The sequence below is a fragment of the Nostoc sp. UIC 10890 genome (assembly GCF_054786515.1).
Genome location: NZ_JBSGKF010000001.1, coordinates 6,542,700 through 6,559,080, shown reverse-complemented (window position 1 = coordinate 6,559,080; position 16,381 = coordinate 6,542,700). Strand labels below are relative to the sequence as shown.

Below are 16,381 nucleotides of genomic sequence, written 5' to 3'. Positions count from 1 at the left end.
TCTACCTTCTGCCTCAAAACCCGTAACTTTGTACTTTATGCACAAGAAAACTGCTATAAGTCAAGCAATACTAGCGTAGTGCTCTGAGGGTAACAGACCTTTGTAACTGAGCTAAAGCGCGGTTGTAATCCAAAATTGCTGTGACTCGATTACCTTCAGCTCTTGTGAGGTCGTTTTCAGAGTTAATGACATCAGTTTGAGTGCCTACACCAGCTTGGAATCGCAAACGCGCTAAACGTAGAGCTTCTCTAGCTTGTTCTAAAGCGGTATTAGCGGTTTGAACATTCTCCAAGCTAGATTGCTGGGTAGAATAGGCTTGTTCTACCTGAAAGCGAATTTGGTTACGCTGTTCAGCAAATTGAGTTTCTGCGATCGCAATATTAACTTTTGATTGAGCCGCCCTTGCTCTTGCTGCTCCTCCATCATACAAATTTAGGCTTGCTCTAACTCCCAATGAATAACCGTCAGTAACGCTGACACCATCATCGAACTGATCTAGCAGGTTATAGCTGGCTACCAAACTCACTTGAGGGCCTATTTCCCCAAGGGCCTGCCGACGCTGTTGCTCACTGATATTGCGTTGTGCCAACTGCTGTTGCAGTTCGGGGCGATTTTGAAAAGCCAGCACAATACTTTGTTCTAGCGACGGGTTCCAAAGACCAGCTAATTGTACAGGGTCAGCAGCACTGATATTTACCGCTTGCGGCAAACTTATCCGAGTTGCTAATTGACGACGGGAAATTGTCTGCTGGGATCTAGCATTAGTCAAATCTTGTTGGGCATTTGCTAAATTCACCTGCGATCGCAACACATCGAACCGTGTACCAACCCCAGCTCGCTCTAAAGCTTCTGCATCGCGCAAACTAGCCTCGGAGTTTTGCACAGCCGACTGGGCAATGCGTACTTGTTCATCCGCTTGTTGCAGATTGTAGTAGTCAGTGGCAACATTCAAACGGATTATCTCAGACTGAGTTTCTACAGCCAATTCGCTGAAACGTACCTGTTCTTCAGCCGCTCTGACACTAGCTCGCACTCTCCCAGAAGTGTAGATGTTATATGAAAGTTGAGCTTGACCGGAAAAAGATGTACCAGCTTCATCTGGAGATGCTATACCCGTCTGTTGTTCTTGCAGTTCCGACGAGAGCTGACTACCAGCAGACTGACTGCGAGTAATATCCGTACTAACATCAAGAGTCGGCAACAAAGCGGCTTGCGCCTCTTTTAGAGCAGATCGATTGCGTTCTAGCTCCAATATAGTCACCTGTAAATCCCGATTGTTACGCCGTGCTAACTCCAAAGCCTGTGCCAAAGTAATCGGCTGATTTTCCTGAAGTCTCACTTCCTCCGGTTTGGTGGGAAATTGCAAAGGATTTGAGTTAGGAATCAGGTTATCAGGAATTTGCACCGAACCTGACTGCACAGGAGTTACGGTTCTCGGCTCAGTGGTAGGTTGCACTGAATCCCCTGGTGCAGGAATTACAGTTTCCGGCGCAGTGGGAGTTGGCGTTGAATCTGCCGGAATTGGGGTATTGCTCTGAGCGAGGCGGCCAATTGCATTTTGTTGTAAGCAGGTGCTTGAGGCCGTTAGCAAAGCAGCCAAGGAATCCCTTTTGCTTTTGCCTAACTCCTGTGGACATCTTTGGGCTGACAACAGTTTTGCTGAACCCACACCTGTAGCTGAAGTTTGTAAAAATGTCTGTAATTCAGTAACAGTATTTACCTTTTGAGCCACTGGCTGCTGTGCAGAAGACAGGGACAAAATTTCTTTTTGGACAGAAGAGGGTTTTGAAGTGTAGTTAGGAACTACTATCTTCTTTAATTTCTGCCCAGATACGCTGGAATTACTCTGTTTTTTGTTATTTTGAGCAAAACGGCTGACATCAAGCTGTTGGGAAGAATTAGAGGTAGGTGTCAAACTGAAAAATCTACCTTCATCTTTCTTAAGTACTTGTTTTATTGGCACAACAGTATTTTCAGTCGCGAATACTGGAATACTGTTATTACTTAAAGGTTTCAGACTGAGTTTAGTGAAACCAAAAGTAGGTACTAGGGTCGGAACACTAACATCTGCACCCTTAGGGAGTTGTGTATTCATGGTGTCCACAACCAAGTCTTGACCATAAGTAGAAGTCAAAACACTAGGAGAAGACGCCAGTTGTGACCCAGTTAGTTTTGCAGTACCAGCCCAAGCAGGCTGAGTTGTTAAGACCGCTGCCGTTACACCAGGTAAGAAGCTATAAAAAAATAATTGCTGTCCTTTCACCGCATCCCTCACACGAAAATCAATCTAGCGGCAGAAAACCTTTCTTCACCACAGAATATAGCACGATACTAAACTTAGGAAAGAATATACTACGATACTAAATTTAGGGTTCGGAACTCTGTTTGTCTTCAAAACGTCTAACAATGCGAGAAAGTTCCGCCTTTTCATCGATACTAACGCGAGTAGGAGCACCGCTGATAATCCGTTCGTAGTTTCGGAAAGAATCTTTAATATCGGGCCCGTCAGCAGTGATATTATACTCACGAATACCCTTATCGTGCCACGAACCTCTCATTTTAAATACGTTAATTGCCCGCGACATTTCTCCACGAATTTCTACGTACTGTAACATTAGAATTGTGTCGGTGATCGTAGAGATATGAGAATCAGTAATCGAATGCGCTCCCAGAAATTGGTCAGTTGTGTTAGTAAAGAAACCAGTAATTTCTTCTTGTTTAGCATAACCTGTTACACCAATTACAAACTGCCGAAATGCATTATTGCTCACTCCTCTAGCTAGTGCCGAAAGGGAATCAATGGCGATCCGAGCTGGTTTGAAAACAGCAATTTCTGATTTAATAATTTGTAAGTGGTCTTCTAAACCAGTTGATTCGGGATAAGTACAGATTATTTTGAGTAAACCTTGATCTTCTAATTCTTCAAAATCAATTCCCCAAGAGGAAGCATTACGAGATAATTGGGCGCGTGATTCTTCATAAGCAAATAATATTGCCTGTTCTCCATTTAGGCAGCCATCTTGAATAAACTTACTGACTAACAAGGTTTTGCCAGTACCTGTAGCTCCGGTTGCTAAAATAATCGAATCTTTAAAGAAACCACCACCGCACATTTGATCTAAAGTTTTGACACCAGAAGATACTCTGATATTAGAAGATCGTTGAGTTAAGCGCATTGCTCCCAGTGGGAAGATGTTAACTCCTTCATTAGTAATTGTGAAGGGATACTCGCCTTTCATGTGAGTTGTGCCGCGCAATTTGAGAATTTCAATTGTGCGACGGCGGCGTTCTCCTTCTAAAACATTGCGAACAATTACTACATTATCGGAAACAAATTCTTCTACTCCGAAAGAGGCAACGGGCCCATATTCTTCACTACGTTCAGTGGTAATTACAGTGGTGACACTCAGCAGTTTGAGACGTGCTACCAGGCGAAAAATCTCGCGTCGCACTACTCCCATCGCTTCATACTGCTGAAATACCGCTGTTATTGAGTCGATTGAAACTCGTTTAGCTTTGTATTTACGGATGGCATATTGCAGGCGTTCAATGAGTGCAGAAAGGTCAAAGTTCCCAACTATATCTTGACCTTCCGGATCGGGAGATGCATCCAGAATAAACAACTTGCCTTCTTCGATTAAGCGCGGCAAGTTCCAACCAAAAATATTGGCATTTTTAATAATATCACTCGGTGATTCCTCAAAGGTTACAAATACACCTGGTTCATCAAAGTAGGTGATCCCGTTATAGAGAAACTGAAGAGAGAATAAAGTTTTGCCTGTGCCGGATGTGCCACTAATCAAGGTAGTTCTACCAATTGGTAAACCACCATGACTAATATCGTCAAACCCCTCGATCATCGTCCGAATTTTTTCTACACCCCCAATTTTCGGTGTTTGCTTTGGTTCTACTTGCTCGTTTTCACTCATTGCTTAATAAGAAATTGGTTTTAAAACCTGTTTTTTTATTACTAATTATTTATGATTAAAATCTTAATCTTCAAAATCTTCTTCACTCAGTTCTTCATAGAGTAAATCTAATCCAATTAATACTCTTTCTCTATCTGAAAGATCGCCGATAATTTTGCGAACAGGTGGAGGTAAAATTTTAGATAATGTTGGCGTCGCCAATATTTTATCTTCTTCCGCCAGTTGGGGGCTTTTTAGCACATCGATTACTTTTAAAGCATAAACACCTTCAAACTCCTGTTCTAAAATATCTTTGAGTGTTTTTAATGCTCTGACTGAATTAGGGGTGTTCCCTGCTACGTAAAGCTTAAGAACATAGGTTTTTCTGGCTTTAATCATATACTTAATGGCTAGTCATCATAATAGAAATACAATATGCAAACGCGATTTGGGAGTAACTAACAACAGTAGCTTTTTCCAAGGTAAACATAGATAATTTTAATTTATTTAGGAATAGAACTCCTATAGACTTCGCAAAGGTGAGCCAGGATGTCTATCAAGGTTAAGCGGTAATCAAGTAAGGTTTCATTGCTCCTTCCTTCTAATTTTAGCTGGTTAGAAAATTCTTCAATTACCTCCATGTGAATTTCGATGATTTGGGGCACAGGAATATTAGCATAAAATATAGTATTGATAAATTTATCAATTTTTTCTTTGAGTGTTTTGTCTGTGGTAAAATAATCTATAAGGATCAGACTGTAATCTAATTTAAGCTGTCTTAATAATCCTTGCCTTTCGGCTGGAGTCATCTCCTGAAAATGCTGCTGGCTTTTTTGCATCTGACTGGCAAATACATAGATGTATTTGCTAGTGTATGGCTTCCTTGGATTTTGTTGCGGCCAATTTGGTAAATAGTTGATTTTTCCAATGGTAGTTGCAGCAACAGGTAGGTAGGAAAATTGGGCAATAATCGCGTCAATCAAATTCCACACCCACGTGCTAAAACCTTTTTGGCTGGCTAAGTCAACTGGATTATCTAAACATTTGTTAACATCAGGTGGCAGAATCAATATCGGTAATAACATTTACTCTTGAATATATCTCCTTGATCTCCCTGACCAAGAAACGTGTGCTGATAAGTTTGGCTAACGCTTCTAGAGGAATACTGGGTGTGCAATGAACTGGTGATCCCACCCCAAAATAACGCTCTGTGTTAGCAGATAGTGCTAGCCACTCAACAACAAGAGTGCAGCAACTGAGTAGTAAGACTTAGTAGGTATTTGATGATGAGGGATCTGTGAGCATAGCAAGAAACAGTAGCTAATTTATTATTTGCATATCTATGTATATAGATAGATAGATTTTTTTATTTTGCTCCTTGATAAGATACTTAAACGAACTTAAAGGATTGTCGCATTCTAAATCATTATAATTCCTCAAGGTTCTAAAGCGAATCTTTGGGGCCATAATTGTTTTAGCTGTCGCTATCGATGAGGAGTTTAAACACCAGTAAGACACTGGGGAGGCTAGTTGCTAAAAATGAGAAACGTGGTCTCTTAAAAAAATGCACTCGTCCGCAAGCAAGTGTCCGTGAGGGGAGATACCGTTGTTTTAATGGCGTTGAAATAACCAGAGTTGCTTATATGAGTCTTCTTAGAGGATATGACTTCAGGCGAAAAGACCATCAACAGTTGGCAGATGGAAATGCCGGAGGGTTCCACAGGAAGAATGACCCCCAAAGCCCTATGTTAATGCTAGATTACCCGCTTTATGACTTTCAGGCAACCGTACCTAGCTGCCCTCAAACAAGTTCTCTGGCAGTGGTGTTGGAGATTTTTGAGCAAGAGCAGTGCGATCGCTTGGTAGTAGTGAATCAACAGCAATGCCCGATAGGATTGCTGTATTCTGCCCGTTTAATCCCAAAATTATTAACACATCGTGACGATAAAAATCTAAATTTAAACCAATCGCTCTCTACCTGGGGTCAAGGTCTAATTGAGCCAATACAGACAATATCAGCTTCTGAGCGTGTAGAGCAATTAAGCTTGCATTTGTGTGATCCACAAACCGAAAAACACCAGAACTTAGATTGGGCGCTGATTGACTCTGAGGGTCGATATTTGGGGCTGCTAGATAGTTCACGTCTGTTGCGATCGCTGGCTCAGGAACGCATGGCTGGGTTACAAAGTTCAGCCGCCCAGAGGTCGTCTTATGATGCTGGTAGGCAGACGCCAAATGAACCCAAGTCCTTGGGACATCAGCCATTGGTACAGTTGTTGGAAAGACTGCCTTGGCCTTTGATGTTGCAAACGGGTAATGGCGAGGTGATAGCACGAAATCCCGCTTGGTGGCAGCAATTAGGAACCTTGAAAGATCCAGAAGGAGTTAGGCAACAGGTGGAGGCAATACTTGTGCCTAACTCCTCCGAAAAATCAGAATATGTCACCCAACGAGCAGTTAAGGTTCATCCCAATGGTAGGGAAAATGAGTATGGTGATGAACAAGAACTGACGCAGCAAGAAGCCTCACCTGATGCTGTATACAGTCGGTGCTATTTAGATAGTCAAGTGGGTACTTGTACCTGCGTTGTCGAAGTGCAAAACGGTCAGGAGCGAATTTGGCAGTTTGCCAAAATTCCCTTAGATAGTCCTGAGTTTAAAGTCATGAGTGCTGAAGAGGAGGTTGCACTCAGCACTGATTTTTGGTTGGTCTTAGCTACTGATGTCACTGAACAGCAGCAGCTTTGCAAAGAATTAGCAGCGAAGAATGCCGATTTAATTCAACTAAATCGGTTGAAGGATGAGTTTTTAGCTTGTATTAGTCATGAACTTAAGACTCCCCTAACTGCTGTTTTAGGATTATCGCGCTTGCTTGTGGATCAGCAGTTGGGAGAACTCAACGAACGTCAAGCCCGTTATGCGGGACTGATTCATCAAAGTGGACGGCATCTGATGAGTGTGGTTAATGACATTTTGGATTTAACCCGCATGGAAACGGGACAAATGGATTTGACGCTGACGCCAGTGAAAATTCGGGCTGTGTGCGATCGCGCCCTATCGGAAGCCAAAGCCATCCACACTCAAACTACCAAAGCTACATCGGCCTCGCCACCTCCAAATGCTCGTTCATCTGCTCCCCAATTCTGCCTTTCCATTGAACTAGGCTTAGATCAGATGGTGGCGGATGAGTTGCGTTTACGTCAGATGCTAGTACACTTGCTTTCCAACGCCTTTAAATTCACCGAAATCTCTGGCGAAATTGGGCTGCGGGTGAGTCGTTGGGAAGGATGGATTGCCTTTACGGTTTGGGATACAGGCATTGGTATTCCTGAACACCAGCAACACTTAATCTTTCAAAAATTCCAACAACTAGAAAATCCCCTCACCCGCCAATTTGAAGGCACTGGTTTGGGGCTGGTATTAACTCGCGCCTTGGCTCGTCTCCACGGAGGAGATGTCAGTTTCTTGTCGCGTGAAGGAAAAGGTAGCCAGTTTACACTACTTCTACCGCCCAGTCCGCCAAAAACAGGCTTTTCTGAACCAGATATGGGAATCGGAGAAGACGAAGAAACACGATATCAACAGATACGAGAAATCCCCGCACCAGCTCGTCAGCAAGTTAGTACGTCCACACAGCATCATCCCGCTAGTTCGCAACGGTTGGTCTTGGTAGTCGAGGCAGTAGCCCGATATATTGAAGACTTGACCGAACAACTCAAAGGTTTAGGATATCGGGTAGTGATTGCGCGATCGGGGACAGAAGCAGTTGAAAAAGCTCGGCGCTTGCAACCAATAGCGATATTTTTAAATCCGTTGCTACCCCTGCTATCAGGCTGGGATGTGCTGACTTTACTGAAATCTGACACTGCAACCCGTCATATATCTGTAATTGTGACCGCGACGGGAGCCGAAAAGGAGCAAGCATTTGCTAATCGAGCCGATGGTTTCTTAAGCTTGCCAGTAGAGCATCAGGTTTTGACACCAGTCCTAGAAAAATTATGTAGTGTACAAGCAGTTCCACAGCAAGGGTTAAACAACAGCGTAAGTATCCCAACTAAAACCCCATTGCGAATTCTCAGGTTGGTGAATCCCCAGTTGGAATCAGTCAATCCCCACCCCTCACTTCGAGAACACCGGGTGATTGAAGTAGATGACCTAGATCAGGCAGAACTTTTGGCGCGGGTATGGCAATTTGATGTCATTTTGCTAGATGTCGAAAGTACCACCGCCCAAATTTATCTGCAACAACTAATTCAGCACTCGCGTTTGGCGGCTATACCACTGGTTACTTGCGATGTTGCAACTACCTTAATAGCTTCTAAAATCCCAGGGCTATCTGTATTTCCTTACTTAACACCATTTACTAAAGACAACAGCAGTCGCACCGAGAAAACCGATGCCTTACTATCAGTACTGCAAATTGCTTCTGGTATTTGCTGCCCTCCTAACATCTTGGTAGTGGATTTGACAATGCTGCGTGATTTTCCACAGGTAAGACGTAAGCCAGCAAAGGGTTATCGGACAGAAAAAAATTGCTCAATTAGTAGTGAAACTGCGGAACGGGGGTCTGAATGGTTCCAAGCTTTAATTCAGTACCTCCAAACAGCAGGCTTCAAAGCGGCGATGAGTCCCTGTTGGGCAGAAGTGTTACAACAAATTCGCCACCAAAGCGTTGACTTACTGCTAATTTGTTTAGGAGAATCCGCTATCCACAAAGACGTGCTTAAAGCACTGAAAACATTGGGAGATTCGCCTTTAAAGTTACCACCAATTTTAGTACTTAATCAGCGATTAAATAGCCCAGAAACAAGTTTACAGCCTGGGGTAGCTTATAAGGCTATTGACAAGCAGAAGAAGAATGGTTTGGAATCTATAGAAACTGTTGTTGGTGCGATCGCTACCCAAATATTACCGCGATCAATCTCAATGGAAGACCTATTAAATCAGATCAATCAAGCTTTAGCTGTCAATGGTTACAATGGCAAATGTTAATTGGTCATTGGTCATTAGTCATTAGTCATTAGTTATTCTCAAAGGACAAATGACAAATGACTAATGACAAATTATGATATATCTATTTTTTCATTTTTCTTTTTCTTAAAAGGAATTCTAACCAAGTTATAAGCACCCTTGGTCGATAAACTCTTATAATCATCTGGCTGTAAGTCCATTTGTAAAAACTTTTTCTGTTCAGCCAACAGCAGGAGTGAGGGAGGTTGTAATCCCTTCGCAGCCTGGTTTTGAATATGCTCTGTAGCTTCTTGGGGAAATCTTAAATAATTTACGTGGATGTTGCTGTAAAATACCACACTAGGCTTTTTGAAGCCAAGCATAATCAGTTCTTCATTCGGTTGTTTTGCTTCTAGGATGACGGCAGACAACTCCCTTAAGGGTAATTGACGTTCTCGATCAATAAAGAACGAAGCAGGTGTTAAAACAAAAATCAAAAACGCCACAAACCCCAGCAAGTTAATACTGATAATGTACTTCCAGCGGCGACTCAATAGTAACCCTGCAACTACAACGGCACAAACAAGCCAAATTACACCAGCGATTACTGGTAAACCAGATTGTTTAATTAGTTCGTGGAAGTTAGTTATAGCTGGATCGCTACCTAATATCTGAGTTATGTTAAACAGTGCTGTTGACAGAACTGATAAAAATATTACATTCACCCAACCACTCACTCGCAGAAAAGAGGTGGAAATAGGAGGAGTGGGAGAGGAAGAAACAGCAATTGTTTGCCGTGTATCCTTATCTTGGAAAAGGTCGCTCCATAACAGGGCTACCAAGATTGCTGCTGCTGGCATTAAAGGCAATACGTAGCTAGGAAGTTTGGTGACAGCAATGCTGAAAAAGCCAAAAATGCCAGCAAACCAGAACCCGGCGAATAAACCAAATTGCTGAAAACGTTCTTGGGAACTCCAATGCGATCGCTGCCAAAACTTTAGTCTTACTATAGAGGCTGGTAAATACACGGAGTATGGTGCAAAGCCCAACAGCACCACCAAGAAGTAAAAATACCAAGGTGCTGAGTGACCATTAACTACTTCTGTAAAGCGTTCTAGGTTGTGATAACCAAAAAAGGCATTAATAAAATTCCAGCCATTGCGCCAAATTACTAAAGCATACCAGGGCACTGACAAACCGATAATTATCAGTATACCTACGAGGACGCGCATTTCCCGCAACACCTCTAGGAACTTTCCTACATACAGCAAAAAGGCGACAACAATTAGCCCTGGCAAAACAATCCCCACTGGCCCTTTAGTTAAAATTGCGCCAGCAATCAGCACATAAAAAGCTAAGTACCACTTATTAGGGAATAGGGAGGTCGCTTCGCTCCGAGATTGGGAAAATTTCTCCCCAGTCCCCAGTCCCAAGTCCCCAGTCCCTTCCTTCCCCGCATACCCTAGAAAGAAACATAACAAAGCTGATGCCATGCATCCGGTGAGCAGCATATCAGAGACGCCGATTCTCGCCCAAATAATAGTTTCGCCATTGAGCGCCATAAGCGCTGCGGCCATGAAAGATGTTGAGTAGCGGCGAGTAGGACGTGAAACTTGTTCTAATTCGTCTTGTTTACCCAAGTACCAGTGTACGGTGTAAAAAGCCAAACAAACTAAGCCGAAAGCTGCGATCGCAGAAGGGAGACGTACTGCCCACTCGTTCACTCCAATTATGTGATATGCGATCGCCTGACACCAATAAATTAAAGCAGGTTTATCGAAACGAGTGTCACCATTGAAAAATGGAGTAATCCAATCACCTGTGACGAACATCTGGCGAGAAGCTTCGGCAAACAACGGCTCTGTCTCATCAATCAAGCCAATGTTGCCCAAATTCCACCCAAAAGCTATCCAGCCAATCACCATCAACCACAAAATCGACACAGTTAAACCAAGGGCTGGATTCTTTCCTATTTTGTTGAACCACTGATCAACAGTGCGATTAACACTCAATTTCATTCTCATTTAGTCAATAGTCAACAATCACTAATCAATAGTCGTTGATTATCTATATTTTGTTCTTCTTCAACGAAACAAGTGTTAAATACTGAGTTATAAACTTAAAATTTAACATTTTTACTACTTAGCATTGGCGCAACGCGCCGCTACCGAATTTATTGACTCAGCACTAGTTGCCATTCTCTGTTTTGGGAATTCCATTTAGGTAATTGAGTTTCGCCGACAATATATGGGCCCCAGTAACGACGGGAACCATCTTGTGCAAAAGCAACTAAAATATCTCCTTTCTCCAGCTTTAAATTATTCTGAGGTAAGGATAGAACCAATCCCTTCTCACTACCTTCTTGGGGAGCAAAATCCCAATGTGCCGGTAGATCATAGTTAGCTTGTTTCGTACCAGAGCCTTTTGCTACCGACTGTCGCGCCAGTAGAGCCAGCCGTACAGGCTGATTTGTTTGATTGCTCATCCGCAAAGTCCCTTGTTCGTTGGCGATGCTAGTTGATTTATCACGCTCTGCCAAGACAGGATAAGTATTTTCTCTACTACTTTGTTCTACTTGATTGCTTGGAGTCGTTGCTGGAGTAGATAGATTAGCGGAAATACTTTTTTCAGGTGAACCAGAAGTTACCTCCCACTCTTGAGTTTCATCTGGCAGTTGTGAAGATGTATCTGGGTTCGTAGACTCAAAGGATATGCTAACTCCAAAGTATCCCACCAGAGCAACAAGCAGTCCCAAGCAAGAAGCGGTAACACCGACGTTACGATATACTGAGGATTTCATATTGATAGTTATTAGAAATAAATATTTTGTCTAGGCTTGACCAAATACTAGCCTATTATCACAAAAGCTAATCATAGAAAGTAGCTTATTATAGGCTTTTTTAAAATTAGGCACGCTAATGTATTATAAGTATCATTTTTGGTAGAAAATATTCGGAGAAAATAATTTCCTTGATGTTTGATAAACAAGGATTATAGACACTTATTGCTTTGTGTATTGCCCGTAGGCTTGGATAAAAACCGGAAGATTTGATACTCATCCAGCCAATTAATTTGTATAAGAAAGAAAACTTTGTTGAAACCGCTAACGGCTTCAATAAGGCATCCTTTGCCAAAACTTAGATAAATCTAAGATGCATATTTCATCTTTTGTTACAATAAGCGCCCCTTAAGGGACTCTACTTTCTTAAAGATGATAGTATGTCCAAATTTGAATCAACACTGGAAGCCCAGCACATACCTATAATATTAACAAACAAGCTTAGGCTAAAACCAATATCCTCCTTAATATAGAAGAGATATTTCAAGATATCTTGACTTTTCCCCAGAAGTCCCTCTGATGCAAAACACTCGTCTCAATAACTTGTTGGATGCCATTGCTACACGCTTGGGGCAATGGTTTTTAAATCCTTGGCGGCGGCTATCGTTACTAATAATTAGTTTTTTGTTCGGTTTTTTTCTAGGAAACGCAGTTTCCACCACAGCTGGACAACAGGGTGTATTAGACATTGTGGTAGCTGCTTTTTTAGTACTATTTACGGAAATTACTAGTAGGATATTTTACAGTCAGGCCTTTTTCGCCAAGCGATCGCTCTTGGTAGAATCACTAAATCTCCTCAAAGTTGGTTTCATCTACAGTCTGTTTCTCGAAGCCTTTAAGCTGGGATCGTAGAATGGGGGAGATGAAGAAGCAGGAAGCAAGAGAGGCGGCGTTAGCAGATAAGTCAAGGGCTAAAGCTTTTGGGATCACGCCGGAAAATGTAGATGAAGTGATCGAAAGGCGATCGCATTTACTAAAATCTGTTTTACCAGCTTTTAACGAATTCTGCGAAACTAGCCTCAAAATCGAACCCAAGGAAATGTTACAGGTATTGTGGGACTTGTGGCTACCTTTGGGGATCAAACTAGCATCGCAGCATCAACAGTTGGAACGCCCTCTGATTCAGGGAATTTTGGGAGGACAAGGTACTGGTAAAACCACAATGTCCAAGGTTCTCAGCTTGATTCTCGATCAGTTGGGATACCGGACTGTGAGTTTATCTTTGGATGACTTATATAAAACTTACAGCGATCGCTTGCTCTTAACACAGCAAGATCCCCGCTTGATTTGGCGCGGCCCACCAGGAACCCACGATGTAGATTTAGGCTTAAATGTACTAGACCAAATCCGTGAGTTGCAAAGTTCAGTGATGATTCCGCGCTTTGATAAATCTGCTTTTGGAGGTGCTGGCGATCGCACAAATCCAGAAATCGTCACAAACATAGATATTGTACTATTTGAAGGCTGGTTTGTGGGTGTACGACCAATTAACGCAGATGTATTTGATACTGCACCACCGCCAATTCTCACAAATGAAGATAGAGCATTTGCCCGTGATATGAATCTTCGCCTCCACGATTATCTACCACTCTGGGAGCGATTAGACAGCTTAATTGTGCTATATCCCACCGATTACCGGTGTTCTTTGGAGTGGCGCAAACAGGCGGAACAGCAGATGATTGCTGCGGGTAAATCGGGGATGAGCAATGCAGAGATAGAGGAATTTGTCAATTATTTTTGGCGATCGCTCCACCCGGAATTATTCATCAAACCGTTGGTAAAAGATGCAACAGTGGTTGATATGGTGATTGAGATCCATACTGATCATAGTTTTGGTGAAGTTTATTGCGATCGCACTTAGAGCGTTACTTCTCAAGCAAATCAGGTAAAAACACTATAATTTGCTTAAAGCGTGATTTATCCTACTCCTTAGACCAAAAATGCCAGAGGTATCGTTAAAGCTTTTCTTTTCTTACTCTCACAAAGACGAACTTCTACGGGATGAACTAGCTCATCACCTGAGTACTTTGAGAAGAGAGGGGGTGATTTCAACCTGGCACGATCGCAGGATACTACCTGGACAAGAGTGGGATCGCCAAATTAATGATAATTTAAACACCGCCGATATCATTCTGTTGCTTGTCAGTTCATACTTTATTGATTCTGATTATTGCTGGGATGTGGAAGTTAAGAACGCAATAGAACGTCACCATACTGGAAAGGCTTGTGTTATCCCGGTTATTCTGCGAAGTGTTGATTGGAATGGCGCACCGTTTGGAAAACTTCAAGCTTTGCCTAAGAATGCTGAACCTGTAGAGTCAAGGAATTGGCATAATCAACATGAAGCCTTCACAGATGTAGCTAGAGGAATTCGGGCGGTTGCTGAGAAGCTAAGAGACAAACGAAGGCAAAAACAGGAAGCAGAAAGCCTGCAACTACGGGAACAAGAAGAGGAAACCAGAAAATTACAACAACAGCAAAAAGAAAGGCTGCGGCTACAGGAACAAGAAGAAGAGGCAGATAGGCTACAAAAACAGGAAGCAGAAAGACTACGAAGAGAACAACAACAAAAAGAGGCAGATAGGCTACAAAGACAAAGAGAACAAGAAAAAGCCGATAAGCTGCGACTAGAACAGCAATCTACCGATAACGATCTCCTTTCTGAGAAAGGCGTAGACTATACGCGGTTGCGCGATTTACTTAAAGCTAGACAGTGGAAAGACGCGGATGAAGAAACTCTAGCTGTTATGCTCAAAGCATCAGGCAGAAAATCAGAAGGCTGGCTTGATTCTGAATCTATCAATAACTTTCCTTGCACTGACTTACGCACCATTGACAAACTGTGGGTAGAATACAGCAATGGGCACTTTGGGTTTAGTGTGCAAAAGCGGATTTGGGAAAACGTTGGAAAAGACTACGAAAAGTTTGGCGAGCGCGTCGGATGGCGAAAAGGAATGTTTGGTAATGAAACAAAAAACTGGCTATCTAACTGGCTATCTTACTTAGACCTGACCTTCACAACTGCTTCTCCGCAGGGACATTTGCCTGCCCCTATCTTTTACAGGCTAATTGTGTGCATGGTCGTTCTCTTTTCTCGCGTCGAGACTTGTAAACTGTAACATATAAGGCTTACAGGAAATTGTGAAGATTCATAAACAAGTGATTTAGCACGAAGTATTGCGGTTTCTACGTTTTCGTTACCTGGCACTGAGGCAAAAAAACGTCGTCTTGTTGTGCTTGTAGTACAATGCTAGCTTTTTGGGTGTCATAGCAATTAGCAAAGATAAATTTGCTTGCTACTTGTTCTATTTCATGGTTACTTGCTTCCCATTCATCCCAAGGTAGTCTCATTTGTCCTGGAGACGATTTTTTCACCTTTGCTTTAGCCTTCAACCCTAGTAATAATTTGCTTCCCCAATAGTTGCGCGTTTCTTTTTTTGCTTGAGGGCGGTATTTTTTACAGAATCCTCGATACTTTGCAGCGCATTCATCCAGAGTTTTACCCAACTTCAAAAATGCTGGATGCCATTGAGTGATACCATCATCACCTAATCTATCGTGAATGCCGTAATTACTGAAATCATAGAAAAAACCTGGCTGCATTCCTGCGGCTTTGGGGTTGGCGTGGATGTATCGCAGAGTATTTAATGCTCTTTTGCTGTCTGTGTTAGCAAAGCCACTACTGTGATATCGCTTCTCCCAAAAATGTCCTGTGCGGTTGAGCATCCGATTAAAACACATAGCTGTGTACCAGTTCAACCAGTGCATAATTTTGGGTAAATCTTCTGGTTGTGCAGGTTCTAGCAGATAATGCACGTGGTTGCTCATAATACAAAGTGCATAGAGATTAAATCGATATTTGTCTTGAGCCTTTTTGATAGCGTAGAGAAATACTTCTCGACACTCAACACGGGTAAGGCGAAACTCACGATTATTGCAACGCGTAGTGATGTGATAGCAGAATCCTGGTTGATAATTTCGGGGTTTGCGAGACATGAGCAAAAAACGAATATCAAAAATATTTAAATTACCTTTTAAAGTTGACAAACTGCTTTTAAAACTTGTAGCAACTGACTTGAACGCTCTCTTTCCATTAAATTTAATTCTGGTAACAGATAATAAATCGGGGGATTTCCTTGTTCAATATAGACAAACTGATAACTTCTACCATTAGTTATTAATCCCCAAACTGATTTTTGATTATCTAAATTTTTATAAGAGTATGTGAGTAACTGAGGTAAACCTGTTGAAATATCAATCTGACTATTTTTAGATTCAATTAACAGTACCCAAAAATATGTTTGAGGTTTTGTATGTTTAGCTTTACTAATAGCTAAAATATCAAATCTTCCTTTAATTTTGATATCTTCATCTTCAACCTCAATATCAGCAATATTCTCCTCCAAAACAATCTCGATAGGATAGCGATAAAAACCAGCTAATCTTAGTAAAGGCGCAACTGCAAGAAACTTTACCTGACCTTCAGAAACTTTGCCTGCTGTTAGGTATCTATCAAAGTCCTGCTGAATTTGTTTGAGTTCCTGCTGTTCTGGTTCCGTGAGAGGTTCTAGAGATAAGTAGTTAGAAAATGAGTCATTGTACTGTTTTTGAAAGCCAAACAAACGATGAACTTCTTCTAAAGATAAATTACGAGCGTTGAGAATTGTCATATACTTGTGCTTGAT

At 42.0% G+C, this 16,381-nt stretch carries 12 protein-coding genes; 4 read left to right on the top strand and 8 right to left on the bottom strand.

Annotated features, from left to right (window positions below; genetic code table 11):
- Positions 1-70: 70 nt before the first annotated feature.
- The 4 genes from ACWATR_RS27055 to ACWATR_RS27040 all read right to left on the bottom strand — a co-directional run bounded on the left by ACWATR_RS27055 (position 71) and on the right by ACWATR_RS27040 (position 4,993).
- The gene (locus ACWATR_RS27055; RefSeq protein WP_460339063.1) at positions 71-2,263 is read right to left on the bottom strand and encodes a TolC family protein; all 2,193 of its coding nucleotides are present in this window, start codon (positions 2,261-2,263) and stop codon (positions 71-73) included.
- Between the two features lie 103 nt (positions 2,264-2,366).
- Positions 2,367-3,929 carry a circadian clock protein KaiC gene (kaiC, locus tag ACWATR_RS27050; protein WP_460339061.1) on the bottom strand — a complete coding sequence of 521 codons (1,563 nt, stop codon included), beginning with the start codon at positions 3,927-3,929 and terminating at the stop codon, positions 2,367-2,369.
- Positions 3,930-3,992: 63 nt separating this feature from the next.
- Positions 3,993-4,307 carry a circadian clock protein KaiB gene (kaiB, locus tag ACWATR_RS27045; RefSeq protein ID WP_460339059.1) on the bottom strand — a complete coding sequence of 105 codons (315 nt, stop codon included), beginning with the start codon at positions 4,305-4,307 and terminating at the stop codon, positions 3,993-3,995.
- A gap of 104 nt (positions 4,308-4,411) precedes the next feature.
- On the bottom strand, positions 4,412-4,993 hold the full coding sequence (locus tag ACWATR_RS27040; RefSeq protein ID WP_460339057.1) for a KaiA family protein: 582 nt from the start codon (positions 4,991-4,993) through the stop codon (positions 4,412-4,414).
- A gap of 660 nt (positions 4,994-5,653) precedes the next feature.
- Between ACWATR_RS27040 and ACWATR_RS27035 the strand changes: the two genes are divergently transcribed.
- A complete protein-coding gene (locus ACWATR_RS27035) occupies positions 5,654-8,899 on the top strand; it encodes an ATP-binding protein (RefSeq protein WP_460340703.1) in 3,246 nt (1,081 codons plus the stop codon).
- A 71-nt stretch (positions 8,900-8,970) separates the two neighbouring features.
- On the opposite strand, the gene ACWATR_RS27030 is transcribed toward ACWATR_RS27035, so the two are convergent.
- Both ACWATR_RS27030 and ACWATR_RS27025 read right to left on the bottom strand, forming a co-directional pair.
- Positions 8,971-10,881 carry an ArnT family glycosyltransferase gene (locus tag ACWATR_RS27030; RefSeq protein WP_460339055.1) on the bottom strand — a complete coding sequence of 637 codons (1,911 nt, stop codon included), beginning with the start codon at positions 10,879-10,881 and terminating at the stop codon, positions 8,971-8,973.
- 149 nt (positions 10,882-11,030) lie between these two features.
- Positions 11,031-11,657: a hypothetical protein gene (locus tag ACWATR_RS27025; RefSeq protein WP_460339053.1), complete on the bottom strand. Its 627-nt coding sequence runs from the start codon at positions 11,655-11,657 to the stop codon at positions 11,031-11,033.
- A 558-nt stretch (positions 11,658-12,215) separates the two neighbouring features.
- On the opposite strand from ACWATR_RS27025, the gene ACWATR_RS27020 reads away from it, so the two are divergent.
- The 3 genes from ACWATR_RS27020 (at position 12,216) to ACWATR_RS27010 (ending at position 14,815) form a co-directional block, all read left to right on the top strand.
- Positions 12,216-12,548 carry a DUF565 domain-containing protein gene (locus ACWATR_RS27020; RefSeq protein ID WP_460339051.1) on the top strand — a complete coding sequence of 111 codons (333 nt, stop codon included), beginning with the start codon at positions 12,216-12,218 and terminating at the stop codon, positions 12,546-12,548.
- Positions 12,549-12,558: 10 nt separating this feature from the next.
- The gene (locus ACWATR_RS27015) at positions 12,559-13,557 is read left to right on the top strand and encodes a glycerate kinase (RefSeq protein WP_460339050.1); all 999 of its coding nucleotides are present in this window, start codon (positions 12,559-12,561) and stop codon (positions 13,555-13,557) included.
- Between the two features lie 79 nt (positions 13,558-13,636).
- A complete protein-coding gene (locus tag ACWATR_RS27010; RefSeq protein ID WP_460339048.1) occupies positions 13,637-14,815 on the top strand; it encodes a GUN4 domain-containing protein in 1,179 nt (392 codons plus the stop codon).
- 67 nt (positions 14,816-14,882) lie between these two features.
- Here the strand turns inward: ACWATR_RS27010 and ACWATR_RS27005 are convergent, their stop codons facing one another.
- Positions 14,883-15,743 (bottom strand): transposase, encoded by an 861-nt coding sequence (locus ACWATR_RS27005; RefSeq protein ID WP_460339046.1) that lies wholly within the window; start codon positions 15,741-15,743, stop codon positions 14,883-14,885.
- Complete coding sequence (locus ACWATR_RS27000) at positions 15,731-16,366, bottom strand: restriction endonuclease subunit R (RefSeq protein ID WP_460339044.1); 636 nt, start codon at positions 16,364-16,366, stop codon at positions 15,731-15,733. The genes ACWATR_RS27005 and ACWATR_RS27000 overlap by 13 nt, the downstream gene beginning before the upstream one ends.
- Positions 16,367-16,381: the final 15 nt, after the last annotated feature.